This window comes from Streptomyces sp. NPDC018045, from assembly GCF_044327445.1.
In the GTDB taxonomy this organism is placed as follows: Bacteria; Actinomycetota; Actinomycetes; order Streptomycetales; family Streptomycetaceae; genus Streptomyces.
The window spans coordinates 415798-440171 of record NZ_JBIRFL010000001.1 but is presented as its reverse complement, the minus strand read 5'-3'; the positions used below and the strand labels follow the sequence as shown (position 1 = coordinate 440171).

Here is a 24374-nt window from a genome sequence, read left to right as displayed (position 1 = left end):
AAGCTCGACGAGGAGGGCTCCCCGCCACGGCTGTGGCGGGGAGCCCTCCTTCGTGCCGTCCGGCGGGCGGGCCCTCGGCAGGGGTGCCGGAACCGCGCCGCCGAGGGCTACTTCCGGTAGCCGAGGACCGTCATCATCCCGGACTCCGCGTGGTAGACGTTGTGGCAGTGCAGCATCCACAGGCCGGGGTTGTCGGCGTCGAGGTCGACGTCCAGGCGGCGACCCGGCAGCACGATCGCGGTGTCCTTGCGCGGACCGCCGTCCGGCAGCGCGAAGGTGTGCCCGTGCAGGTGCATCGGGTGCCACATCGTGGTGTTGTTCCGGAACGACAGCCGGACGCGTTCCCCGGCCCGCATCGGGTAGCGCCGCGTCGGCGCGTACTTCTTGCCGTTGACGGCCCAGTCGTACTTCGCCATCGAGCCCGTGAGGTCGAACCGCAGGGTCCGGTCCGGCTCGCGCGAGGCCAGGCGCACCGGCCCGCCGGCCTTCAGCCGGTCGGCCGTCAGCAGCCGCCCGTCCAGCTCCTTCGGCCGTACGGACGCCCCGGGCGCCGCCCCGCCGCCGGTGCGCAGCACGGCCAGCGCGGTGCGCTTCTTGCCCTCGGCGAGCGCGGTGAGCGGGAAGACGCCGTCCTTGACCGTGACCACCACGTCGTAGCGTTCGCCCATACCGAGCAGCAGGGCGTCCGTCGGCGCGTGGGCGACGGGGTAGCCGTCGGTGTGGGTGACCGTCATGGTGTGGCCGCCGAGCGCGACACGGTACGCGGTGTCGCCGCCCGCGTTGACGAAGCGGATGCGGACCCGGTCGCCGGGGCGCGCGCGGAAGGTCTGCGGGTCCTGCGGCGTGCGGCCGTTGACGAGGTGGTACGGGTAGTCCACGTCGCCCGCGTCGCCGCCGAGCAGCTCGCTGGTGGCGCCCATCAGCATGCGGGAGGGGCCGGCGGGGGACGGCGCCTTGCGGCCGCCCATGGAGTGCGCTCCGTGAGCCATGCCGCCGTGGTCCATCCCACCGGAGCCGGAGCCGGAGCTTCCGTGGTCCATCCCGCCCGAGCCGGAGCCGTGGTCCATCCCGCCCATCCCCTTGGAGAGTTCGGCCAGCACCGCGTCCGGCGTGCTGCCGTCCACGCCGTCGACCCAGTCGTCCAGGACGACGACCCACTCCTTGTCGTACGCCAGCGGCTCCTTCGGATCCTCGACGATCAGGGGCGCGTACAGGCCGCGGTCCTGCTGCACGCCGGAGTGCGGGTGGAACCAGTACGTGCCAGGGTGGCTGACGGTGAAGCGGTACGTGAAGGAGCCGCCCGCCTTGACGGGGCGCTGGGTCAGGTCCGGCACGCCGTCCATGTCGTTGCGCAGGGCGAGACCGTGCCAGTGCAGGGAGGTGGCCTCGGGCAGGTGGTTGGCGAGCGACAGTTCCAGGGTGTCGCCCGCGGTGACCCGTACTTCCTTGCCGGGCAGGCCGTCCCCGTACGCCCAGGTGCCGACCGTACGGCCGCCCAGGTCGAGCCGGGCGGCGGTGGCGGTGAGCGCGACCTTCCGTACGGGGCCCGAGCCCCGCTTCGCCTCGGCGGCGGCCACTTCCGGGCCGTCGGGCGAGACGTAACCGCCCGGCGCCTCCGCCGGGTCGCCGGCCCGGCCCGGGCGGCCCTTCGTGCTGTCCGTGCCGGAGCCCGCCGAACAGGCGGCGAGCAGGCCGCCGCCGGCGGCCGCGATGCCCGCGCCGAGTACGGCGCGGCGGGTGTGTGTACGCATGCTGGAGAAACACCTCGTGGTGGAGTCGGTTCGCGGTGAGCGTGCGGGGCCGGGCCGTGGACGCGCGCAGGCGTCGGCGGCCGGGCCGCGCGGCTATACGCGCAGGACCGAGAGCCGGGCGAGGTGTTTGTGCCGGGGGACCGGTGGCGGCAGCGGGCGCAGGCCGCGCAGCAGCCGGGCCCGTACGGCGGCGAGGAGGTCGGCGGCCTGCCGCCCCAGCAGCCGCCCCGTACGGACGAGGACGAGGACGCAGAGGGAGAGCACGGCCAGGCAGACCGCTCCGGGGTCCATGGCGTGGTGGTCGTCGGCGGTGGCGGAGGAGGCGCCGGCCGGGACGAGTGCCGGGGCGGCGGCCGGTGCCGGGGCGGGGCCGTGGTGGTGCCGGGCCGTGGATTCCTGGTGCAGGCCCGGCATCGGGCCGGCGCCGTGCCCGCCCACCGGATGCCCCAGCGTGTGCATGCCGACGATGCCGACGAGCAGCGCGGCGAACAGCAGCAGGCGGCCGCACCACGCGGCGGCCTTGCCCTGCTCTCGCACCTCGTACGGCATGTGAACGGTCCTCCTGACACCGTCGGCGTCCAGCACCTTACCCCTGCGGGGTATGGCCCTCCTGGGCGCCCCGGCCGATCCGGGCCGCACCCGGGGCCCTGTGCGCACTTTGCTTATCCTTGACCTTCCCACGCCTCTGGCGTCCCGCACGTCCCGCACACCCGCCCCGGGTGCGCCCCGACCACCAGGATGTCCGTGCAGCCGAGCAAGAGCCGCCGTGCCGCCCCCGTACTCCTCCTGCTCGGCGCGGTGACGTACACCGCCTGGGTGCTGGAGGTGGTCCTGTCCACCGGTCTCGACCCGGTCCGGACGTACGTCAGCGAACTGGCCGCCGCCGACCAGCCGCTCGGCGGCCTGTTCCGCGCCACGGACCTGCTCGCCGGACTGCTGGTGCTGGCCGGCGCGGTCGCGGCCCTGCGCACCCTGCGCCGCCGCCCCTGGGCGACGGCGGGCTGGATGGCGCTCGCGCTGTTCGGCGCCGCCACCGCCGTCGACTCCCGGCTGCCGCTGAGCTGCGCGCCGACCAGCGACCCGGAGTGCGCGGCCCGCGAGACCGCGGGCCTGGTGCCCGCCACCCACACCGCGCACGCGATCAGCAGCTCGCTGGCCATGGTGGGTGCGCTGGCCGCGCTGGTCCTGCTGACCGTCGCGGCCCGCCGGTACGGCTGGTGGCCGCCGCTCGGCCGCCTCGCGCCGTGGCTGACCCTCGCCGAACTGGCCGCCACCGCCTGGACGCTCACCTCCATCGCGGCCTTCACCGAGGGCCACGGCACCTGGGCGCTCGGCGTCGGCCAGCGCCTCCAGGTGCTGCTCGTCGCCCTGTACGTGGGGCTGCTCGCGTGGTGCGTCGGGCGAGCGGGCACCTCTACGGGGAGGGAAGGGGACACGGCATGAGTGGGGACGGCAGGCGGAAGAGCGCGGCCCCCGGCCGCATGCTGCGCGTCGACGGCGTGGTGCTGCACGTGCTGCGCGAGGGCAGCGGTCCGGTGTGCGTACTCAGCGGCGGGCTGGGCATGGGCTGGTTCGACTGGGACGCGGTCGCGGCCCGGCTCGCCCCGCACCGTACGGTCGTCCGCTTCGACCGGCCCGGGCTGGGGCTGAGCGCGCCCGCCCCGGAGCCGCCCACCGCGGCGGGCGAGGCCGCCCGGATCGCGCACGTCCTGGACGCGCTCGGGCTGCCCGGGCCGTGCACCGTCGTCGGCCACAGCCTGGCCGCCTTCCACGCCGAGGCGTTCGCCCGGCTGTACCCGGACCGCGTCACGGGCCTCGTGCTCGCCGACGGCAGCGTGGAGGAGGACCCGCGCCCGCTGCTGCCGCGTACCGTCCGTACGGCCTGGGCGGGCGGCGTGGCCTCGGTGCTCTCGGCCGCCGGGGTGCCGCGCGCCCTCGGCCCCGCCGCGCGCCGCCTGACCACCCGCGTCCTGACCGTACGCGACCACCCGCGCGACCCGAACGAGGCCGGTGCCTACCGCACCAGCCGGGTGCTGCGCGCCTGCGTCCTGGAGAACGCGACGTACGGCCATCAGGCCGCCGAGGTCGCCGCGTTGCGCCCGGACCACCCGCTGGACGGGGTGCCGGTGACGGTCCTGGCGGCCTACGAGGGCAGCGAGACGCCGCGTGAGCTGCGCTGGCTGGAGCGCCAGCGGGCGCTGGCCGCGCGGCTCGGCGGCACCTTCGCCGTCGCCGCCCCGGCCGGGCACCTGGTGATGGCCGACGCGCCGGACGCGGTCGCCGCGGCCGTCCTGACGCTCACCGCCGACCCGGACCTGGAGGGCCCGCGGCGCGGCCGCTGAGCGCGCGGCCCGCCGCCCCGGCGCTCCCGGCCGCTCAGGGCTTCGCTGTCCGCCGCGCCCGCAGCTCGAAGAACTGCGGCACGGACGCCGCGCCGGCCAGCACGTCCCACAGGCGGTCGGCGTCCGGGCCGGTGGGCGCGGGCGCCAGCACCGGGCCGAAGAAGCCGCGCTCGCCGGTCGCCGTGGTCAGGACGGTGACGGGCGAGCCCGCGTTCGAGCCGGAGAACTCCTGCGCCTGTGCGCGGGCCCGGGCCACCGGCCGGTCCAGCGCCGGGTCGTGCAGCACGTCGGCGTAGGTCGCGCCGCCCGCCTCCGCCAGGGAGCGTTCGGCCAGCTCCGGTGACGGCGCGGCGCCGCCGTCGTGCACCGCGGCGCCGTACGCGGCGTAGGCGGCGCCGGTCAGCGTGTCCCGGCCGTCGGCGTGCGCGGCCTCGGCCAGCCGCAGCAGGCAGCGGCTCCCGGCGACGGCCGGGCGGCGCTCGGCGGGCAGCTCGTCGAGCGGAACCCCGTCGGACAGGTCGAAGGCGCGGTAGGCGAGCGGGATGCCGCGCCGGCGGACGGCGGCCACCAGCCATTGCGCGGTGCGCCAGGTCCAGGGGCACACGGGGTCGAAGTGGAACGTCACGGCCGTGACGTCGAAGTGGTCGCTCACGGGCTCTCCTCGGCCGTCGTACGGGCTGGGCGACCGGTACGGTCCCGGCGCCGCGCGGTGCCGGTGCGCAACCGCTGCCGCTCCGGCACGGCCCCGCGTCCCGACGGAACAAAGCCGGACGATCCGGGTCGCCCTCTCCTGGAGTACCGTCCGCCGCTCGCGGGCAAACGTGCCGGTGCCGCCGCCCGGCCCGGCGGTTCTGATCTCGGCCCAGGGTGCGTAATGTGACGGTAACCCCCTCACGTGATACTGGTGTGCCACACCTCGTTGCCCGACGGAGTGTGGACAGGCCGATTGACCTGCAAGGATTGGTGAGCCATGGACAAGCAGCAGGAGTTTGTGCTCCGCACGCTGGAGGAGCGCGACATCCGCTTCGTACGACTGTGGTTCACCGACGTACTGGGGTTCTTGAAGTCGGTGGCGGTGGCGCCCGCCGAACTGGAGCAGGCCTTCGACGAGGGCATCGGCTTCGACGGCTCCGCGATCGAGGGCTTCGCGCGGGTGTACGAGTCCGACATGATCGCCAAGCCGGACCCGGGCACCTTCCAGATCCTGCCGTGGCGCGCCGAGGCCCCCGGCACCGCCCGGATGTTCTGCGACATCCTCATGCCGGACGGCTCCCCGTCCTACGCCGACCCGCGCTACGTCCTCAAGCGCATCCTGGCCAAGACCTCCGACCTCGGCTTCACCTTCTACACCCACCCCGAGATCGAATTCTTCCTGCTCAAGGACAAGCCGGTGGACGGCACCCGGCCCAGCCCCGCGGACTCCTCCGGCTACTTCGACCACACCCCGCAGAACGTCGGCATGGACTTCCGCCGCCAGGCGATCACCATGCTCGAATCGATGGGTATCTCGGTGGAGTTCAGCCACCACGAGGGCGCCCCCGGTCAGCAGGAGATCGACCTGCGCTACGCCGACGCGCTGTCCACGGCCGACAACATCATGACGTTCCGGCTGGTGATGAAGCAGGTCGCGCTGGAGCAGGGCGTGCAGGCGACGTTCATGCCCAAGCCCTTCTCGGAATACCCGGGTTCCGGCATGCACTCCCACCTCTCGCTCTTCGAGGGCGACCGCAACGCCTTCCACGAGTCCGGCGCCGAGTACCAGCTCTCCAAGGTCGGCCGCTCCTTCATCGCCGGCCTGCTGCGGCACGCGGGCGAGATCTCCGCCGTCACCAACCAGTGGGTCAACTCCTACAAGCGCATCTGGGGCGGCGCCAACCGCACCGCGGGCGCCGGCGGCGAGGCCCCCTCGTACATCTGCTGGGGCCACAACAACCGCTCCGCGCTCATCCGCGTGCCCATGTACAAGCCCGGCAAGATGGGCTCCACCCGGGTCGAGGTCCGCTCCATCGACTCCGGCGCCAACCCGTACCTGACGTACGCGGTGCTGCTGGCCGCCGGCCTCAAGGGCATCGAGGAGGGCTACGAACTCCCGGCCGGCGCCGACGACGACGTGTGGGCGCTGTCCGACTCCGAGCGCCGCGCCATGGGCATCGAGCCGTTGCCGCAGAACCTCGGCGAGGCCATCGCCCTGATGGAGCGCAGCGAACTGGTCGCGGAGACCCTCGGCGAGCACGTCTTCGACTTCTTCCTGCGCAACAAGAAGCAGGAGTGGGAGGAGTACCGCTCCGAGGTCACCGCCTTCGAGCTGCGCAAGATGCTGCCGGTGCTGTGACCGGCGGCCCTCGTGGGGCCTGAGCGACCTTCGGCGGACTTCGGAGAGCCTTTCGAGAGGCGGCACGGCCATGGCACATCCCGTTCCCCAGGGGCAGGGGCGGCGCAGCAGCGCCTTCTCCCGGCTGCTGCGGTACGGCTTCACCGACCCGTCGGCGGCCGGGCGGCTCCTTGAGGCGCCCGAACTGTCCGCCGTACGGGACGACTCGGTGCTCCTGGAGGCGCTGGGCGCCACCGCCGACCCGGACCTGGCGCTGACCGCGCTGGTCCGGCTGGCGGAGGCGCAGGACGAGGACGAGCGGCAGCAACTGCTGTCCACGCTGATCACCGCGAAGCCGCTGCGCGACCGGCTGCTGGGCGTGCTCGGCGCCTCCGAGGCACTCGGCGACCACCTCGTACGGCACCCGCACGACTGGCACTCCCTGGTCACGTACGAGGCGGCCGACCTCCACCCGAGCACGCCGGAGTTCGAGGCGGCGCTCGCCGAGGGCGTCCGCGGCGAGCGGGGCCGGGACCGGCCGCGGCCCGACGCGCTGCGCGCCGCGTACCGCCGCTGTCTGCTGGGCATCGCGGCCCGCGACGTGTGCGGGACGACCGATGTCGCGGAAACCGCGGCGGAACTGGCCGACCTGGCGACCGCGACGGTACGCGCCGCGCTGGAGATCGCCTGCGAGGAGCAGCCCACCGACGCCGCCGCCTGCCGGCTCGCGGTCATCGCCATGGGGAAGTGCGGCGGCCGGGAGCTGAACTACGTCTCGGACGTGGACGTCATCTTCGTCGCGGAGGCCCGCGACGGCACCGAGGAGGCCAAGGCGCTCCAGGCCGCGACGCGGCTGGCGGGCCGGATGATGCGGGTGTGCTCCGACGTCACCGCCGAGGGCACGATCTGGCCGGTGGACGCCAACCTGCGCCCGGAGGGCCGCAACGGCCCGCTCGTCCGCACCCTCAACAGCCACCTGGCCTACTACGAACGCTGGGCCAAGACCTGGGAGTTCCAGGCGCTGCTGAAGGCCCGGCCGATGGCGGGCGACGCGGAGCTGGGCAAGGAGTACGTGGCCGCCGTCACCCCGCTGGTCTGGCAGGTGTCCGAGCGCGAGAACTTCGTGACCGACGTACGGCAGATGCGGCGCCGCGTCGTCGAGAACATCCCCGCCGCCCAGGTCGACCGCGAACTGAAGCTGGGCCCCGGCGGCCTGCGCGACGTGGAGTTCGCCGTACAGCTCCTCCAGTTGGTGCACGGCCGCACCGACGCGACGCTGCACAGCCCGGCCACCCTGGAAGCCCTCTCGGCGCTGGCGACCGGCGGCTACGTCGGCCGGGAGGACGCCAAGGCGCTGGACGCCGCGTACTGCTTCCTGCGCACACTGGAACACCGCATCCAGCTCCACAAGCTCCGCCGTACCCACCTGATGCCCGAGGACGAGCCCGACCTGCGGCGCCTGGCCCGCTCCATGGGCCTGCGCACCGAGCCGGTGGCGACCCTCCGCAGGGAGTGGAAGTGGCACGCCCGCGAGGTGCGGCGGCTGCACGAGAAGCTGTTCTACCGTCCGCTGCTGGACGCCGTGGCCCACCTGGAGCCCGGCGGCACCCGGCTCTCCGCCAAGGCCGCCGGCCAGCGCCTCGAAGCACTCGGCTACGCCGACCCGGTCGCCGCGCTGCGCCACCTCGAAGCGCTGGCCTCCGGCGTCACCCGCAAGGCCGCCATCCAGCGCACCCTGCTGCCGGTCCTGCTGGCCTGGTTCGCGGACTCCGCCGAACCCGACGCGGGCCTGCTGAACTTCCGCAAGGTCTCCGACGCGCTCGGCAAGACCCCCTGGTATCTGCGGCTGCTGCGCGACGAGGGCGCCGCCGCCGAGAACCTGGCCCGCGTCCTGTCCGCCGGCCGCTTCGCCCCCGACCTGCTGCTGCGCGCCCCCGAGGCGGTCGCGCTGCTCGGCGCGAAGGACGGTTTGCGGCCGCGCGGCCGGGCCGCGCTGGAGCAGGAGGTGCTGGCCGCGGTCGGCCGCGCGGAGGGCGCCGAGCAGGCCGTCGCGGCGGCCCGCGGGGTGCGGCGGCGCGAACTGTTCCGCACGGCCGCCGCCGACCTGATCGGCGCGTACGGCACGGACGGCCACCCGGCCGAGGCGGACCGCGGCCACGCCGCCGACGTGGTCGGCACCGCCGTCTCCGACCTGACCGCCGCCACCATCGCGGGCGCCCTGCGCGCCGCCGTACGCGACCAGTGGGGCGACACCCTGCCCACCCGCTTCACCGTCATCGGCATGGGTCGCTTCGGCGGCGGGGAGCTGGGCTACGGTTCCGACGCCGACGTGCTGTTCGTGCACGAGCCGCGCGAGGGCGCCGACGAGCAGGAGGCCGCCAAGGCCGCGCACGCCGTCGCCAACGAGATGCGCCGCCTGCTCCAGCTCCCGTCCTCCGACCCGCCGCTGCCGATCGACGCCGACCTGCGCCCGGAGGGGAAGACCGGCCCGCTGGTGCGCACCCTCTCCTCCTACGCCGCCTACTACCGGCGCTGGTCGCTGGTGTGGGAGGCGCAGGCCCTGCTGCGCGCCGAGCCGGTCGCGGGCGACGCCGGCCTGGGGGAGCGCTTCATCGAGCTGGTCGACCCGCTGCGCTATCCGATGGAGGGCCTGGGCGAGGACGCCGTACGGGAGATCCGCCGGCTCAAGGCCCGGATGGAGACCGAGCGGGTGCCGCGCGGCGCCGACCCGACCACACACACCAAGCTGGGGCGCGGCGGCCTCAGCGATGTGGAGTGGACCGTGCAGCTCCTCCAGATGCAGCACGCCTGGGCCGAGCCGGGGCTGCGTACGACCCGTACCCGTACGGCGCTGGCCGCGGCCCGTGACGCCGGGCTGCTCGCCACGGAGGACGCGCAGATCCTCGACGAGGCGTGGGTGCTGGCGTCACGGGTGCGCAACGCCGTGATGCTGGTACGGGGCCGCCCCGGCGACACGTTCCCGGCCGACGCGCGGGAGCTGGCGGCGGTCGGCCGCTACCTCGGGTACGAGGAGGGGCACGTCGGGGAGATGCTGGACGACTACCGGCGCACGACGCGGCGGGCCCGCGCGGTGGTGGAGGAGATCTTCTACGGGGCGTCGTCCTGAGCCGGGCGGCCCGGGGAGCGGCGGCCGGCGGCTCTCAGGCCGTGGCCACCCGCCGTGGCAGCCGGTGCGGCAGCGCCGCGTACCAGGCGAAGGCCAGGCCGATCCCGAAGGCGAGGCACAGGATGCCGCCCACCGCGTCGAGCCAGAAGTGGTTGGCGGTGGAGACGATCACCATGAGGGTCGTCGCCGGGTAGAGCAGGCCCAGCACCTTGGCCCACACCGGCTTGGCAATCAGCGCGATCATCACGCCGCACCACAGTGACCACCCGATGTGCATCGACGGCATCGCCGCGTACTGGTTGGACATCGACGCCAGGTTGCCGGACGCCATCGAGCCCCACGTGTGGTGGACGATCACGGTGTCGATGAAGCCGCCGCCGTTCATCAGGCGGGGCGGTGCCAGCGGGTAGAAGTAGTAGCCGAGGAGGGCGACGCCCGTGGTGGCGAAGAGCGCGAGGCGGGCCGCCGCGTACCGGCCGGGGTGCCAGCGGTAGAGCCAGACCAGCACACCGATGGTCAGTATGAAATGCAAAGTGGCGTAGTAGTAGTTCATCGAGACGATGAGCCAGGTCACCGAGTCGACGGCGTGGTTGACGGTCTTCTCCACCGCTATGCCGAGGGTGTGCTCGGCCTGCCAGATCCAGTCCGCGTTCTTCAGCGCCTGGGCCTTCTGCTCGGGCACGGCGTTGCGGATGAGGGAGTACACCCAGTAGCTGACCGCGATCAGGAGGATCTCGAACCACAGCCGCGGGGTGCCGGGCGAGCGCAGGCGGGCCAGCCGGCCACCGGAGGACGCGCTCGGGGCGTCGTCCTCGGTGGGTGGCGGCACGGCCGTACGGCCGTCAAGAGTCTTCACATGCGCTTCACCCATAGGCAGACAGTCTGCCAGAAAGGGGTCGGCCGCCGATCACCCTCCGGTCGGGTACCGGCGGGCCCGCGCGTAGCACCTGAGACGGAGGCGCCGCCCCTCCGGGTCGGGGGCATCCCTGGCGCCCGGCCGCTCAGCCGGGGGCCGCGTCCGTATCGGAGCGGCTGCCCTCCGTGGCGGGGGAGGCGGCCGGACCGGGAATCCGGGCGGTCCTCGGCGCCGAGGCGGTGGACCCGCGAACGACCAGTTCCGGGTGGAAGACGAACTCGCTGTGCGGCGCCGGGGTGCCGCCGATCTCCTCCAGCAGGGCACGCACCGCCGCCTGCCCCATCGCGGTGACCGGCTGCCGGATCGTGGTCAGCGGAGGGTCCGTGAAGGCGATCAGCGGGGAGTCGTCGAAGCCGACGACGGAGACCTCCCGGGGGACGTCCAGGCCCCGCTGCCGGGCGGCCCGGATCGCGCCGAGCGCCATCATGTCGCTGGCGCACACCACCGCCGTGCAGCCGCGGGCGAGCAGCGCGCCGGCCGCGGCCTGACCGCCCTCCAGGGTGTACAGGGAGTGCTGGATCAGCTCCTGAGCCGCCTCCCGGTCCAGGCCGAGCTGCTCCCGCACGCTGTGCAGGAAGCCCTCGATCTTGCGCTGAACGGGCACGAAGCGCTTCGGCCCGAGGGCCAGCCCGATCCGCTCGTGACCCAGCGCCGCCAGATGGGTGACGGCCAGGCGGATCGCGGCCCGGTCGTCCGGCGAGACGAAGGGCGCCTGCACCTTGTCGGAGAAGCCGTTGATCAGGACGAAGGGCACGCCCTGGCCGCGCAACTGCTCGTAACGCCGCATGTCGGCGGAGGTGTCCGCGTGCAGACCGGAGACGAAGATGATCCCGGCGACCCCGCGGTCCACCAGCATCTCGGTCAGCTCGTCCTCGGTGGAGCCGCCCGGCGTCTGGGTGGCCAGCACCGGGGTGTAGCCCTGCCGGGTCAGCGCCTGGCCGATGACCTGCGCGAACGCCGGGAAGATCGGGTTCTCCAGCTCCGGCGTTATCAGGCCGACCAGCCCGGCGCTGCGCTGCCGCAGCCGTACGGGACGCTCGTACCCGAGCACGTCGAGCGCGGCCAGCACGGACTGGCGGGTGGTGGCGGAGACACCGGGTTTTCCGTTGAGCACCCGGCTGACGGTGGCCTCGCTGACACCCGCCTGCGCTGCGATGTCGGCCAGCCGGGCGGTCATGGGTGGGACTGTACCGGTCGCCTGTCGGATTGCCCACGTTGCCCGCGCCGCCCGGTGGCCCCGGCGTCCCGTCCGGCCGCCGGGACGCCCGTCAGAGGGCCCACCAGGTGCAGGAGTCGCCCGGCAGGACGGCGGTGGCGCCGTCGGCGGGGAGCGGCGCGGAGGAGAGCAGGGCCCGCCCGGGGCGGGGGAGTTCGACGGCGCGCTCCAGGGTGTTGAGGGTGCACAGCAGCTCCGTACGGCCCGAGCGGCCGGTACGGGTGAAGGCCAGCAGCCCGTCGGGGGCGTCGGCCCAGGCGAGGACCCCGTCGCCCAGGCAGGGGTGCTCGCGGCGCAGGGCGAGCGCCGCGCGGTACAGCTCCAGGGTGGAGGTCGGGTCGCCGGTCTGGGCCCGTACGGACAGGTCCTTCCAGGCGCGCGGCTGGGGCAGCCAGCTTCCGCCGGGTCCGAAGCCGTACGCGGCCGAGTCGCCGCACCAGGGCAGCGGGACGCGGCAGCCGTCGCGGTACCCGTCCTGTCCGTCGCCGCGGAAGAACGCGGGGTCCTGGCGCACTTCGTCGGGCAGGTCGGTGACTTCCGGCAGGCCCAGTTCCTCGCCCTGGTACAGGTAGGCCGAGCCGGGCAGCGCGAGCATCATCAGGGTGGCGGCGCGGGCGCGTGACAGGCCGCCGAGCCGGGTGGTGTGCCGGACCACGTCGTGGTTGGACAGCACCCAGGAGGTGGTGGCGCCGACCGAGGTGGTCGCGGCGAGCGAAGCGTCGACGATGGCGCGCAGCGCGGGGGCGGACCAGTCGGCGGTCAGGAACTGGAAGTTGAACGCCTGGTGGCATTCGTCGGGGCGGACGTACAGGGCGAGGCGTTCGGGGCTGGGGGCCCACGCCTCGGCGACGCCGATCCGTTCGCCGGGGTAGGAGTCGAGCAGCCGGCGCCAGGAGCGGTGGATCTCGTGGACACCGTCCTGGTCGAAGAAGGGCAGCACCTGGCTGCCGATGAGCTTGGCCTGCTCCTTGCGGCCGATGTCCGGCAGGCCCGGTGCCTTGACCATGCCGTGGGCGACGTCGATGCGGAAGCCGTCCACACCGAGGTCGAGCCAGAACCGCAGGACCGACTCGAACTCGGCGTGCACCTCCGGGTTGTCCCAGTTCAGGTCGGGCTGCTGCGGGGCGAACAGGTGCAGGTACCAGTCGCCGCGCTCGGTACGGGTCCAGGCGGGTCCGCCGAAGACCGACTCCCAGTCGTTGGGCGGCAGCTCGCCGGACGCGCCCCGGCCGGGGCGGAAGAGGTAGCGCTGCCGGGCCAGTTCCGGGTCCTGGAACCACGGGTGCTGGTCGGAGGTGTGGTTGGGCACGATGTCGACGATCACCCGCAGGCCGAGCGCGTGCGCGGCCCGTACGAGGTCGTCGGCGTCCTGGAGGCTGCCGAACAGCGGGTCGACGGAGCGGTAGTCGGCGACGTCGTACCCGCCGTCGGCCTGCGGTGAGGCGTAGAACGGGGTGAGCCAGACGGCGTCCACGCCCAGGTCCCGCAGGTACGGCAGGCGGGCGCGGGCGCCGCGCAGATCGCCGATGCCGTCACCGTCGCAGTCGGCGAAGGAGCGGACGTACACCTGGTAGATGACGGCGTCGCGCCACCAGCCGGTACGTCTGCCGGGCTCCGCCGCCGGGCGGCCGGGGTCGGTCGAAGTCAGCTCCTGGGTCATCTGGCATCCCTGTCGAGAGTGGGCGATTCGGGGCAGAGCGTCCATGCATCGTCTTGCAGGATCCAGGCATCGATCGTCGGACGGTCATCCATGGCTCAACGCGCGGAACACGGCGGGGTGACGGGCCCGCGGGCGCTCGGGCCGCTGGTGAGCGGCCTGCTGGGGTGCGGTGGGCGTGGCGCGCGCGGGCGCCGCCCCCCGCACCACCTTCCCATCATCTTGCAGAAAATTGCCGCAAGGTCTTTCGGTTTGATTTCCGCGCTGTTACGTTCCTGTCCGCCATCACAGGCGTTCCGAACGGCCGAGCGAGGCGTTCCGGCGCCATCTCGGGCGTCCCCCTAAGGAGTTCACATGCGGCGTGGCACAGTGGCCACCGCGCTGGTCGCGGGTCTGGCAATGGCGGCGACAGCCTGCGGAGGTGACGGCGGCGGCCGGCCGAGCGGGGGCGAGCTGTCGGGCACCGTGACCTTCTGGGACACCTCCAACGACGCCGAGAAGGCCACGTACAAGAAGCTCGCCGAAGGCTTCGAGAAGGAACATCCCAAGGTCGACGTGAAGTACGTCAGCGTCCCGTTCGGCGACGCCAACGCCAAGTTCAAGAACGCCGCGGGCGGTGGCGCGGGCGCGCCCGACGTGATGCGCACCGAGGTCGCCTGGGTCGCCGACTTCGCCAACCTCGGCTACCTGGCCCCGCTGGACGACACCCCGGCCCTGGACGACACCGGCGACTACCTCCCGCAGGCCCTCGGCAGCACGCGATTCAAGGACAAGACGTACGCCGCGCCGCAGGTCACCGACACCCTCGGCCTCTTCTACAACAAGCGGCTGCTCAAGCAGGCCGGCGTCGAGGTGCCCAAGACCTTCGCCGAGCTGGCGGCCGCCGCCGAGCAGATCAAGGACAAGACCGGCGCCACCGCCCTGTACCTGCGCGGCGACGACCCGTACTGGTTCCTGCCGTACCTCTACGGTGAGGGCGGCAACATGGTCGACGCCCGCGACAAGATCGTCGAGATCGACGACGACGCCGGCGTCAAGGCGTTCAAGACGATCAAGGGCCTGGTCGACTCCAAGGCCGCCGTCACCGACGCCACCGACGGCCAGGAGAACCAGCTCAAGGCCCTCAAGGACGGCAGCGTCGCGATGGCCGTCAGCGGCCCGTGGGACATCGAGGGCGTCCGCGCGGGCAAGGAGTTCAAGGACCGGAAGAACCTCGGTGTCGCGCCCGTCCCCGGCGGCAGCGCCTCCCAGGGCTCCCCGCAGGGCGGCTGGAACCTCTCCGTCTACGCGGGCTCGAAGAACCTCCAGGCGTCCTACGCCTTCGTGCGGTACATGAGCTCGGCGAAGATCCAGCAGCAGACCACGGAGCAGCTCAGCCTGCTGCCCACCCGCAAGTCCGTGTACGAGATCCCGTCCGTCCGGAACAACGAGATGGTCGGCTTCTTCAAGCCCGCCGTCGACAAGGCCGTCCAGCGCCCCTGGATCGCCGAGGGCAACGCCCTCTTCGAGCCCATCAAGGTCCAGATGAACAAGGTCCTGACCGGGTCCAGCACGCCCGAACAGGCCGCCGAGGCCGTCGGCGACAGCTACCGCAAGATCCTCAAGGACTACAAGTGACGGACACCGTACGGATGTCCCGGGCCCGGCGGAAGGGAGCCGCCGCGCCGCCGGGCCGGGTGCGCAAGGCCCTGGGCACCCACTGGTACGCCTGGACCATGGTCGCCCCGGTGGTGCTCGTCATCGGCGTCATCATCGGCTACCCGCTGGTCCGCGGCCTGTACCTGTCGCTGACGGACGCCAACGAGGCCAACGTCGAGCGCCACATCGGCATGAACCACATCCCGGCCACGTACACGTTCACCGGCCTGGACAACTACACCGAGATCCTCGGGGACGCCGTCTTCTGGGACCGGCTCGGCTGGACCGTGCTGTGGACGGTGGCCTGCGTCGGCCTGACCTTCACCATCGGCCTGACCCTCGCCAACCTGCTCAACCGCACGCTGCGCGGCCGCACCTTCTACCGGCTGGCGCTGATCCTGCCCTGGGCCATCCCCGCCTTCGTGTCCGTCTTCACCTGGCGGCTGCTCTACAACGAGAAGAACGGGCTGCTCAACAAGGTGCTGGCGGGCGGCGGCATCGACGCCGTGCCGTGGCTGAACGACCCGACCTGGGCCAAGCTGTCGGTCATCGCCGTCAACGTCTGGCTGGGCGTACCGTTCATGCTCGTCGCGCTGCTCGGCGGTCTCCAGTCGATCCCGGGCGAGCTGTACGAGGCCGCCGAGATGGACGGGGCCGGCGCCTGGCAGCGGTTCCGCAACATCACCCTGCCCGGGCTGCGCGGCGTGAGCAGCACCGTGATCCTGCTCTCCACCATCTGGACGTTCAACATGTTCCCGGTGATCTACCTGCTCACCCGCGGCGGCCCCGGCGACGCCACGGAGATCCTGGTGACGTACGCCTACCGGCTCTCCTTCGTCGACAGCCCGCGGGACTTCTCCGGCTCGGCCGCCTGGGGCGTACTGATCCTGCTCCTGCTGTCCCTGATCGCGGTGGTCTACCGCCGCTCGCTCCGCAAGCAGGGAGAGGTGTGGTGATGGACCGGACCCCGCGCTGCAGGCGGAGCCCGCTGGCCTCCGCCGGGCTGCACGCGACCCTGCTGATCGCCGCCGCCGTCGCGGTCTTCCCGCCGCTGTGGCTGCTCGTCACCTCCTTCAAGCCGAAGAACGACGCCTTCTCCACCGACCTGGTCATCCACTTCACCGTCGCCAACTACCGGCACGTGATCGCCGACACGGCGTTCCTGACCTGGTTCGGCAACTCGGTGCTCGTCGTCGGCGTCACCACCGTCATCGGCGTCTTCATCGCCGCCACCACCGGTTACGCCGTCAGCCGCTTCCGGTTCCCCGGGATGCGCCCGCTGATGTGGCTGCTGCTGATCACCCAGATGTTCCCGGTGGCCGTGCTGATCGTGCCGCTGTACAACCTGCTGGCGGGACTGGGCCTGCTCAACCAGCCCGCCGGCCTGGTCATCACGTACCTGACCATCGCCGTCCCGTTCTGCGCCTGGATGATGAAAGGCTTCTTCGACACCATCCCGGTGGAGATCGACGAAGCCGGACGCGTCGACGGCCTCAACCCCTTCGGCACCTTCTGGCGCCTGGTCCTGCCACTGGCCCGCCCCGGCCTGGCCGTCACCGGCTTCTACACCTTCGTGACGGCCTGGGCCGAGGTCGCGTACGCCTCCGCCTTCATGACCGGCGAGGAGAACCTGACCCTCGCCGGCGGCCTCCAGACCTTCGTCAACCAGTACCTCAACGACTGGGGCTCGATGACCGCCGCCGCCGTGATCATCGCGGTGCCCGCGGCCCTGGTCTTCGCCTTCGCCCAGCGCCACCTCGTCGCCGGACTGACCTCCGGCACCACCAAGGGATGACATGACCACCCAGCACCCCGCCACCGGAGCCACCGCCGACGCCGCGGGCGCCACCGCGCCCGGCGCCACCCAGTGGTGGCGCGACGCGGTCATCTACCAGGTCTACCCGCGCAGCTTCGCCGACGGCAACGGCGACGGCATGGGCGACCTGCCGGGCATCCGCACCCGCCTTCCGTACCTGAAGGACCTGGGCGTCGACGCCGTCTGGCTCAGCCCCTGCTACGCCTCCCCGCAGGCCGACGCCGGCTACGACGTGGCCGACTACCGCGTCATCGACCCGGCCTTCGGCACCCTCGCCGACGCCGAGGCCGTCATCCGCGACGCGCACGGCCTGGGCCTGCGCATCATCGTCGACGTCGTCCCGAACCACTGCTCCGACCAGCACGCCTGGTTCCGGCAGGCGCTGGACGAGGGCCCCGGCTCGACGCTCCGGGACCGCTTCCACTTCCGCAAGGGACGCGGCGAGAACGGCGAACTCCCGCCCAACGACTGGGAGTCCGTCTTCGGCGGCCCCGCCTGGACGCGCGTCGCCGACGGCGAGTGGTACCTCCACCTGTTCGCCCCCGAACAGCCCGACTTCAACTGGGACCACCCCGCAGTCCAGGACGAGTTCCGCTCCATCCTGCGCTTCTGGCTCGACCTCGGCGTGGACGGCTTCCGCATCGACGTGGCCCACGGCCTGGTCAAGGCCCCCGGCCTGCCCGACATGGGCCGCACCGACCAGATCGAACTGCTCGGGAGCCAGGTGCTGCCCTTCTTCGACCAGGACGGCGTCCACGCCATCTACCGCTCCTGGCGCACGGTCCTCGACGAGTACGCGGGCGAGCGCATCGGCGTGGCGGAAGCCTGGACCCCCAGCGCCGACCGCACCGCCCTCTACCTCCGCCCCGACGAACTCCACCAGGCGTTCAACTTCCACTACCTCAACACCGGCTGGGACGCGGCCGGGCTCCGGGCCGTCATCGACGCCTCCCTCGACGCCATGCGGCCCGTCGGCGCCCCCACCACCTGGGTCCTGTCCAACCACGACGTGGTCCGGCACGCCACCCGCCTCGGCGGCGACGGCCGCCGGGCCCGCGCCGCGGCCCTGCTCATGCTCGCCCTGCCCGGCTCCGCGTACGTCTACCAGGGCGAGGAACTGGGCCTCCCCGAGGTCACCGACCTGCCTGACGAAGTGCGCCAGGACCCCGCGTTCTTCCGCGGCGACGGCCAGGACGGCCTGCGCGACGGCTGCCGCGTGCCGATCCCGTGGTCCGGCGACACCGCCCCGTACGGCTTCGGTACGGGCGGTAGCTGGCTCCCGCAGCCGGCCGAGTGGGCGCGCCTGAGCGTCGCCGCCCAGACCGGCGACCCGGACTCGATGCTGGAGCTGTACCGCACGGCCCTCGGGCTGCGCCGCGCCCACCCCGGGCTCGGCGCGGGCGACGCGGTCGAGTGGCTGGACGCACCCGAAGGCGTGCTGGCCTTCCGCCGCCCCGGCGGCTTCGTCTGCACGGTCAACACGACCGCGGAGCCGGTACGCGCCCCCGCACGGCCGGACTGGCGCGTCCTGCTCTCCTCCGCCGAACTCCACACCGTCGACGACGAACTGACCCTCCCGGGGGACACCGCCGTCTGGTGGGAAGCGTGACCGACCGTTCGGACTCGCCGCCGGGCGGGGGCAGCGGCCCCCGCCTGGCCCGCATCGCCGCGCAGGCCCAGGTCAGCGAGGCGACCGTGAGCCGGGTGCTCAACGGGAGGGCGGGTGTGGCCCGCGGCACCCGGCAGCGGGTGCTGGCCGCCCTCGACCTGCTGGGCGGCGAACGCCCCGTACGGCTGCGGCGGGCCAGCGCCGGACTCGTCGGCCTGATCGTCCCCGAACTGACCAACCCCATCTTCCCGGCCTTCGCCCAGCTCATCGAACAGGCCCTGGCCGGGCACGGCTACACCCCCGTCCTGTGCACCCAGCTCCCCGGCGGGGCCACCGAGGACGAACTCGTCGAACAGCTCGCGGCGCGCGGCGTCACCGGCATCCTCTTCCTCTCCGGCCTGCACTCCGACAGCACCACCGACCCCGCCCGTTACACCCGCCTCACCGACCGCGGCCTCCCGTACGTCCTCATCAACGGCTACCACGAGGACATCGCCGCCCCCTTCGTCTCCCCGGACGACCGGGCGGCGTCCCGCATGGCCGTACGCCACCTCGCCGAACTCGGCCACCGGACCATCGGCCTGGCCGTCGGCCCGGCCCGCTACGTACCGTCGCGCCGCAAGGCCGAAGGCTTCGTCGCGGCACTGACGGAGACGTTCGGCCTGCGGAGGGGGCAGGCCGAACGCCTCGTACGCCACACCCTCTTCGGCGTGGAAGGCGGCCACGCGGCAGCCGCGTCCCTGCTCGACGCGGGCTGCACGGCGGTCGTCTGCGGCAGCGACCTGATGGCCCTCGGCGTCGTACGGGCGGCCCGCCGGCGCGGCCTCGACGTACCGGCACAGGTCTCCGTCGTCGGCTTTGACGACTCCCAGCTCATCGCCTTCACCGACCCGCCCCTGACGACCGTGCGCCAGCCCGTGCGGGCGATGGCCTCGGCGGCCGTCGACGCGCTGGTCGAGGAGATCCGCGCCCGTGCCGACGGCGACCGGCCGCCGGACCGGCACACGGAGTTCGTCTTCCAGCCGGAGCTGGTGGTACGGGGCTCGACGGCCCGGCTGCCGAAGCCGGCGGGGTAACGCCCACGGCCGCGAATGGCAGGATGGCCGCCGCAGACGCCGCAGCCCTGCGCTCGGCGCAGTCACCCACGGGAAGGTGCCGCACCATGGCCGTCATCCACCACACCACCCTCTCGCCCACCAAACTGGAGCTGCTCGCCCGCTGGCTCCCCGCCCAGCCCTGGTACACGGACGGCGGGTCCGCCCCGGTCCTGACCAAGGCCGGCGGCTTCCGGCTCGACGATCCGGAGGGCGAGGTCGGCATGGAGTTCATGGTGGCCACCGACACCGCCGGACCCGCACCGGTCAGGTACTTCACACCGCTCACCTACCGGGGCGCACCCCTGGAAGGCGCCGGCCACGCGCTCATCGGCACGATGGAACACGGAGTGCTGGGCAAGCGCTGGGTCTACGACGGCACCCACGACCCGGTGCTGGTGGCCCAGCTCTTCGCCCTCCTCACCGGCAAGGCCGAACCCCAGGCCCAGAGCGAGACCGACACCCCCGACCCCACGGTCCGCCCGCACTTCCCGGAAACGGGACTCGGCGCGGTGCCGGGCCCCGAGACGGTCGTCCAGAGCGCGGACGCCAGCGACATCCTCGTCCGGTCGGCGCGTCCGCTGATCCTCCGCGTGCACCGCGTCCTGACCGCGGGCGACGAGGCCGCCGGGGCGGCGCCGGGCCACCTCAGCGCCACGTGGACCGAGCCGTCGGGGGAGCGGGCGCGAGGGGTGTTCGTGACGGTCCACGAACCGTCGGCCTGACACGGCCCCGGTCCGTGCGCGGGCCGCCGGAGCCGGCCCCGGGGAGCGGGTGCCGCGGAGGCCCCGGGCTCACTTCTTGCCGAGGAACCCTTCCAGGGTCGAGGTGGACGCATAGCGGGCCACGGCCGCGCCGGTGAAGCACAGGAACAGCCCCAGGTAGGAGACGGGGGAGAAGTCCGTGACCAGGAGCAGGACGAACGCCAGCACGCAGAACACGGGGGGCGCCAGCACCCTGATGGGGCGTACGCGTTCCTCCCGGGCCCGCAGCGCTGACGCGAGTTCCTGGTCGCGCCGCCGGCGCCGGCGCTCCCGGTCCCTGCGGCACGCGGCCTCCCGCTCCGCCCGCTCCTGTTCTTCCAGGCGCTGTTTCAGTTCCGCCACGGCGGAGTCCTGCCCGGCGCTCTGCCCCGGCGGCGTGTGCACATGGACATCGCCCTCGAAGGAGCCGGTCTGGATCACCAGGCCGTGGTTGACCTCTCCGTTGAACACGTTCGTGACGGTTCGCCCGTCGACGTCCCGGCGCGGTATGTCATCCCCCATACCACCGACGGTACCGGTGCTGCACCGGGAGCACCATCAACTCCCGTCCGTCACCAGGGTCGTCAGCACCGCCCGCGCCGCCGTCTCCCCCGCCTCGTACGCGTGCGTCCGTGCCTCCTCGATCGCGTCCCGGAGCTGGCGTACCGCCTCGTCCGTGCGGCCCGTGCCGGCCAGCGCCTCGCCGTACAGCGTGCGCAGCAGCACCCGCCGGGGCGCGGGGTGGGGCGGGGCGGCCAGCGCCAGGCCGCGGACGGCGTGGCCGAGGGCGGCTTCCGGGGCGCCGACGGAGAGCCGGTAGCGCGCCAGGTGGAGGTGGGCCAGCGCCAGCGTCCCGGCGGCGCGGATCTCTTCGGCGAGGGCCAGGGCCCGCAGGAGGAGGGCGCGGGGACGGTCGCGGTCGCCGTGCCGCATCAGCGCCTCGGCGAGGTTGAGCAGGGCGGTCGCTTCCCCGCCCGGGTCCCTGGCCAGCGCGGCAAGCCCGGGGGCGCGCTCCAGCTCCGCCAGGGCTGCCCCGTGCCTGCCCTCCTCGGTCAGCACCCAGCCCAGCAGGGCCCGCGCGCGGGACTGGCCGCCGGGGCTCTCGTCCCGTTCCGCGGCGGTGAGGCCCTGTCTGAGCAGCGGCTCCCACCCGTCGCGGACCTGCCACAGGATCAGGGGCCATTGGAGCAGGACGAGTCGCCACGCCCGGCCGTGCAGTCCGGCCGCGACGGCCGCCTCGACCGCGCCGCGCAGGGTGTCGCGTTCGGCGGAGAACCAGGCCAGGGCGTTCGTACGGTCGCTGAACCGCCGGACGGCGGCGGCCCGGCGCAGATCGGCGGGCAGGTCGCAGCACGGCTCGCTGCCCGGCTCGGCGGCGGCCACGGCCGCGATGAGCGTCTGAAGCCAGTGGTCCAGCAGGCGGAGCAGCGCTTCGGCGTCGTGGCCGGGGGACAGGCTGCGGGCGTAGAGCCGGACGAGGTCGTGCAGGACGTACGAATGGGGTGCGGTCTCCACGACGAGCTGGGCGGCGGCGAGCTGGTCCAGCGCGGTGGCCGCCTGGCTGGGCAGACAGCCGGCCAGCGCGGCGGCCGTGGGGGTGTCGAGCGTGCCGCCGGTGTGCGGGCCGAGCCGGTGGAAGAGCTGCCGGGCCGGTACGGGCAGGTGCTGCACGGTGAGTCCGAGCGCGGCGGCCACGCCGGTGCTGCCGACGTTGAGCAGGTCCAGCCGGGTGTGCTCGTCGGCGAGTTCGTCCGCGAAGGCGGCCAGGCCCCGGTGCGGGCGGGTGGCGAGCCGGGCGGCGGCCACGCGCAGGGCCAGCGGGAGCCCGCCGCACAGGCCGGCGAGCCGGGCGGCGGGCTCCGGCTCGGCGTCGATCACTTCGCGGCCGAGGACGGCGGCGAGCAGGTCGGTGGACTGCGCGGTGGGGAGTTCGGCGAGGGGGACGGGCCGGGCGGCGTCCGAGGCGACGAGTTCGGCGAGCCGGTCGCGGCTGGTGACGAGGGTGAGGCAGTCCTCGCCGCCGGGCAGCAGGGGGCGGATCTGCCCGGCGTCGCGGGCGTTGTCCAGGACGACCAGCATGCGGCGGCCGGTGGTGAGTTCGCGGTAGCGGGCGGCCAGCGACTCGGGCGACCCGGGCATCCGTTCGGTGGGGACGCCGAGGACGAGGAGGAAGTCCCGCAGGACGTCGGTGGTCTCGCGGGCCGGGAGGGGACTGTAGCCGTGCAGGTCGGCGAAGAGCCGGCCGTCGGGGAAGGCGGCGCGGTGGCGGTGGGCCCAGTGGACGGCGAGCGCGGTCTTCCCGACGCCGGCACTGCCGGTGATCATGACGATCGGGTCGGGGGCGTCGGCCGCGGCCCGGTCGAGCGCCGCCAGCTCGCTCCCGCGCCCGGTGAAGCCCCGCGGGCGGCGGGGGAGCAACTGGGGGCCGGGCGTGCCGGGGTGGGGCACGGCGGGTACGGGGGAGGGCTCGGCCGGGTGCCCCGGTTGCGCGGGCTGCTCCGGTGGCCCCGGCTCGCCGGGTCCGGCGGGCCGCCCGGTGGGCGGGCGCGTGGCCGGACGGTCGGCAGGGCCGCCGGACGGGCTGCCGGCCGGGCGGGTGGCGACCGCGACCCGGGCGCGCGAGGGCCCTGGGGCGTCCTCCGCCAGCAACGTCGCGTACGCGTCGGCGAGCGCCGCCCCGGGGCCGATGCCCAACTGTTCGCCGAGGAGCCGCCGCGTACGGTGGAACAGCTCCAGCGCGTCCGGGCGGCGGCCCGCCCGCCCCAGGGCCAGCACCAGCGCCGCGATCAGGGACTCCCGTAGCGGGTTCGCGGCGGCCTCGGCCCGCAGGACGGCCGCCGCGGCCGTGTGCTCGCCGGTCAGCCCGTGGGCGGCGGCCAGTTCCTCGACTGCGGTCAGCCGCAGCTCGTCCAGGACGTGGGCGGCGTTCTGGAGCGGCGGGTGGGGGAGCGTCCCGGTGAGTGCGGGGCCCCGCCAGAGCGCGAGAGCCTCCCGCAGAAGCGGTACGACCTCGGCAGGTTCGCGCTGGGCGCGGGCGAGCCGGAGCCCCTGTTCGAAGCGGTGCGCGTCCACCAGGGCCGCGGGGAGTGTCAGGGCGTACGCCCGCCCCTGTGTGACGAGTTCGACGCCGTGCGCCGACGCCCCGTGCCCGGCGAACGCCGCGCGCAGTCCGCAGACGTGGCTCTGCAGCATGGTGCGGAAGTGCCGGGGCGGTTCCCCGTCCCACAGCGCCTCGGTCAGCCGCTCGACGCTGACGGCCGTGTTGGGGCTCAGCAGGAGCATGGCGAGCAGGCTGCGGCGCTTGGCGGGCCCCAGCGGGAGGGGCCGCCCGTACTCCGTCACGACGGCGACCGTCCCCAACACCCGGAATTCCACGCCGGCCCCCCTGATGATCCGCGTCACGACCCGGGAGGAGCTTATGGTGATCCATTTCGGGCCATGAGGGGGAACCCGGCCAATCGCACCCGCCGCTGACGAAAAGCCGTTAGCCGCCGCTCAGCGGATTGTTCCCGGTGCCCGCCAGTCTCGTGCCGTGCCGAACGGCCCACCCGCCGCTACACCCCACCCCCGTTCAGGGGCGGCGGCGGGTGGCCGTCCGGCATCCACCCGACACCGCCTTGCCTAGGAGTCCTCATGGCCCTGTCCTTCCTCCGCAAGCCCGCCCTCGCGGCCACGACCGTCCTGCTGGCCGGTGCCGCGCTGGCCGGTGTGGCGGCACCGGCGCACGCCGCGCCCTCGTCCGCGTCGGGCTACTGCCACGTGTCCGGCCTCGGCGGTGACTACATCTGCGAGTACGGCGAGGCCTGGCTGACCTACCCGGACGGCGGGAAGCAGGTGTTCATCGTCGGCAGCGACTTCGGCGTCTGGACCCGCTGGGGCTCCGGCGGTTCCTGGTACGACTGGACGTCCCTGGGCGGCGTGGCCCGCAGCGGCGTGCGCGTCGACGGGAACGGCACCTGGACCCCCACCATCTCCGTCATCGGCAACGACGGCGACCGCTGGTACCGCCACCGCCTGGCGAGCGGCACCTGGACCAACTGGTCGAAGTAGCCCCCCGCGTCCGGCAGCTCCCCTCCGCGCCCGGCGGGACGTACGGCCACAGGGCTGTACGTCCCGCCGGGCGTGTGGCATGGGGGGTGGGGACCGCCGTGACG

The 24374-nt window shown here is 73.7% G+C and carries 19 protein-coding genes; 11 read left to right on the top strand and 8 right to left on the bottom strand.

The genetic code is table 11. From position 1 onward, the window contains the following. Nucleotides 1–107: 107 nt before the first annotated feature. Together ACH4EB_RS01785 and ACH4EB_RS01780 are read right to left on the bottom strand one after the other, a co-directional pair. The gene (locus ACH4EB_RS01785) at nt 108–1751 is read right to left on the bottom strand and encodes a multicopper oxidase family protein (RefSeq protein WP_398345255.1); all 1644 of its coding nucleotides are present in this window, start codon (nt 1749–1751) and stop codon (nt 108–110) included. Nucleotides 1752–1844: 93 nt separating this feature from the next. Further along, nucleotides 1845–2300 (bottom strand): hypothetical protein, encoded by a 456-nt coding sequence (locus ACH4EB_RS01780; RefSeq protein WP_398345253.1) that lies wholly within the window; start codon nt 2298–2300, stop codon nt 1845–1847. 189 nt (nt 2301–2489) lie between these two features. On the opposite strand from ACH4EB_RS01780, the gene ACH4EB_RS01775 reads away from it, so the two are divergent. Both ACH4EB_RS01775 and ACH4EB_RS01770 read left to right on the top strand, forming a co-directional pair. After that, complete coding sequence (locus ACH4EB_RS01775; protein ID WP_398345251.1) at nt 2490–3194, top strand: DUF998 domain-containing protein; 705 nt, start codon at nt 2490–2492, stop codon at nt 3192–3194. Further along, nucleotides 3191–4093 carry an alpha/beta fold hydrolase gene (locus ACH4EB_RS01770; RefSeq protein ID WP_398345250.1) on the top strand — a complete coding sequence of 301 codons (903 nt, stop codon included), beginning with the start codon at nt 3191–3193 and terminating at the stop codon, nt 4091–4093. The genes ACH4EB_RS01775 and ACH4EB_RS01770 overlap by 4 nt, the downstream gene beginning before the upstream one ends. 34 nt (nt 4094–4127) lie before the next feature. On the opposite strand, the gene ACH4EB_RS01765 is transcribed toward ACH4EB_RS01770, so the two are convergent. Next, the gene (locus ACH4EB_RS01765) at nt 4128–4745 is read right to left on the bottom strand and encodes a hypothetical protein (protein ID WP_398345249.1); all 618 of its coding nucleotides are present in this window, start codon (nt 4743–4745) and stop codon (nt 4128–4130) included. Nucleotides 4746–5063: 318 nt separating this feature from the next. Here ACH4EB_RS01765 and glnA point away from each other — a divergent pair, with 318 nt between their 5' ends. Both glnA and ACH4EB_RS01755 read left to right on the top strand, forming a co-directional pair. After that, complete coding sequence (gene glnA, locus ACH4EB_RS01760; RefSeq protein WP_398345248.1) at nt 5064–6425, top strand: type I glutamate--ammonia ligase; 1362 nt, start codon at nt 5064–5066, stop codon at nt 6423–6425. A gap of 70 nt (nt 6426–6495) precedes the next feature. Beyond that, entirely contained in the window at nt 6496–9531 is a 3036-nt protein-coding gene (locus ACH4EB_RS01755; RefSeq protein WP_398345247.1) for a bifunctional [glutamine synthetase] adenylyltransferase/[glutamine synthetase]-adenylyl-L-tyrosine phosphorylase, read from the top strand. 34 nt (nt 9532–9565) lie between these two features. Here ACH4EB_RS01755 and ACH4EB_RS01750 read toward each other — a convergent pair whose 3' ends face one another. From ACH4EB_RS01750 to ACH4EB_RS01740, 3 genes are all read right to left on the bottom strand, one after another. After that, nucleotides 9566–10402: a phosphatase PAP2 family protein gene (locus ACH4EB_RS01750; protein WP_398345246.1), complete on the bottom strand. Its 837-nt coding sequence runs from the start codon at nt 10400–10402 to the stop codon at nt 9566–9568. A gap of 130 nt (nt 10403–10532) precedes the next feature. Beyond that, the gene (locus tag ACH4EB_RS01745) at nt 10533–11624 is read right to left on the bottom strand and encodes a LacI family DNA-binding transcriptional regulator (protein ID WP_398345245.1); all 1092 of its coding nucleotides are present in this window, start codon (nt 11622–11624) and stop codon (nt 10533–10535) included. A 91-nt stretch (nt 11625–11715) separates the two neighbouring features. After that, entirely contained in the window at nt 11716–13323 is a 1608-nt protein-coding gene (locus tag ACH4EB_RS01740; protein ID WP_398345244.1) for a glycoside hydrolase family 13 protein, read from the bottom strand. Nucleotides 13324–13674: 351 nt separating this feature from the next. Here ACH4EB_RS01740 and ACH4EB_RS01735 point away from each other — a divergent pair, with 351 nt between their 5' ends. The 6 genes from ACH4EB_RS01735 (at nt 13675) to ACH4EB_RS01710 (ending at nt 20202) form a co-directional block, all read left to right on the top strand. Continuing rightward, nucleotides 13675–14937: an extracellular solute-binding protein gene (locus ACH4EB_RS01735; RefSeq protein WP_398345243.1), complete on the top strand. Its 1263-nt coding sequence runs from the start codon at nt 13675–13677 to the stop codon at nt 14935–14937. Nucleotides 14938–14951: 14 nt separating this feature from the next. Then, complete coding sequence (locus ACH4EB_RS01730) at nt 14952–15914, top strand: carbohydrate ABC transporter permease (protein WP_398345723.1); 963 nt, start codon at nt 14952–14954, stop codon at nt 15912–15914. Then, nucleotides 15914–16753: a sugar ABC transporter permease gene (locus ACH4EB_RS01725; RefSeq protein ID WP_398345242.1), complete on the top strand. Its 840-nt coding sequence runs from the start codon at nt 15914–15916 to the stop codon at nt 16751–16753. Before ACH4EB_RS01730 ends, ACH4EB_RS01725 begins: the two co-directional genes overlap by 1 nt. A 1-nt stretch (nt 16754) precedes the next feature. Continuing rightward, on the top strand, nt 16755–18383 hold the full coding sequence (locus ACH4EB_RS01720; RefSeq protein ID WP_398345241.1) for a glycoside hydrolase family 13 protein: 1629 nt from the start codon (nt 16755–16757) through the stop codon (nt 18381–18383). Then, on the top strand, nt 18380–19459 hold the full coding sequence (locus ACH4EB_RS01715) for a LacI family DNA-binding transcriptional regulator (protein ID WP_398345240.1): 1080 nt from the start codon (nt 18380–18382) through the stop codon (nt 19457–19459). Before ACH4EB_RS01720 ends, ACH4EB_RS01715 begins: the two co-directional genes overlap by 4 nt. An 86-nt stretch (nt 19460–19545) precedes the next feature. Then, nucleotides 19546–20202, top strand: a complete 657-nt coding sequence (locus ACH4EB_RS01710) for a 1,4-alpha-glucan branching protein (protein ID WP_398345239.1) — start codon at nt 19546–19548, stop codon at nt 20200–20202. 69 nt (nt 20203–20271) lie between these two features. On the opposite strand, the gene ACH4EB_RS01705 is transcribed toward ACH4EB_RS01710, so the two are convergent. After that, nucleotides 20272–20742 carry a hypothetical protein gene (locus ACH4EB_RS01705; protein ID WP_398345238.1) on the bottom strand — a complete coding sequence of 157 codons (471 nt, stop codon included), beginning with the start codon at nt 20740–20742 and terminating at the stop codon, nt 20272–20274. 36 nt (nt 20743–20778) lie between these two features. After that, a complete protein-coding gene (locus tag ACH4EB_RS01700) occupies nt 20779–23595 on the bottom strand; it encodes a BTAD domain-containing putative transcriptional regulator (protein WP_398345237.1) in 2817 nt (938 codons plus the stop codon). Nucleotides 23596–23853: 258 nt separating this feature from the next. Between ACH4EB_RS01700 and ACH4EB_RS01695 the strand changes: the two genes are divergently transcribed. Then, nucleotides 23854–24270, top strand: coding sequence for a hypothetical protein (locus tag ACH4EB_RS01695; protein ID WP_398345236.1), 417 nt, complete (start codon nt 23854–23856; stop codon nt 24268–24270). Nucleotides 24271–24374: the final 104 nt, after the last annotated feature.